Source organism: Capnocytophaga sp. oral taxon 863 str. F0517 (assembly GCF_000466425.1).
Classification (GTDB): domain Bacteria; phylum Bacteroidota; class Bacteroidia; order Flavobacteriales; family Flavobacteriaceae; genus Capnocytophaga.
Map to the genome: position 1 here is coordinate 1 of NZ_KE992167.1, position 635 is coordinate 635.

Genomic DNA, 635 nt, shown 5'->3' on the forward strand with positions numbered 1-635 from the left:
GCCGATATGTAGTAGTAAAAGGCTATGACAATGCCTCTCTAAAGGCAGTTTCCAGAGGTTTCTTAGCCGATAAAAATTATTGGTATGATGGTACTACAAGATTGTTCCAAAACAAGGACGTAGAACTTCTGGCTATCATTGTGGGCCGTCCAGGAGGTTGTCGTGTGGATTCCGCTCCAGGTACTAATCTCTATCTCTTTAAGAATGCTGAGGGCTATTGGCTGGCCGAATTAGGTCGCGAAGGGGTAATGAGTCCATTAACCAATGAGCAAGTCAGTAAATTATTAAACCGACAATAGCAACTCAAAACTCAAAACTATCATGAATCGTCTATTACTTTGTACTTTGTTACTCGTTGCTTGCAAGCAAAAGCCAGTAGAGCAACTCCCTACTACAGCCGAAAAGGAGGTAGTGGTACGAGATACTATAACTGTATCCGATATCCATCGCACGGATTCCCTATGGAGTTCCTTTTGGGAATATAAGCGCCCCTATGTGAAAGGCTATATCATCAATCAGGATTATGTCATCTACCAAGAAAAAAATGCCCGCAAGATCATAAAACCTGATATGGCGAGTTTCGCGCGCCTTGATGTATCGAGATTAGCCAAAGACAAAAATGGGATCTATTACCA

At 42.2% G+C, this 635-nt stretch carries 2 pseudogenes; both read left to right on the forward strand.

From position 1 onward, the window contains the following. Positions 1 to 299 (forward strand): annotated as a pseudogene (locus HMPREF1551_RS09025) (DKNYY family protein); the annotation flags it as partial. 22 nt (positions 300 to 321) lie between these two features. Further along, positions 322 to 635 (forward strand): annotated as a pseudogene (locus tag HMPREF1551_RS09030) (DKNYY family protein); the annotation flags it as partial.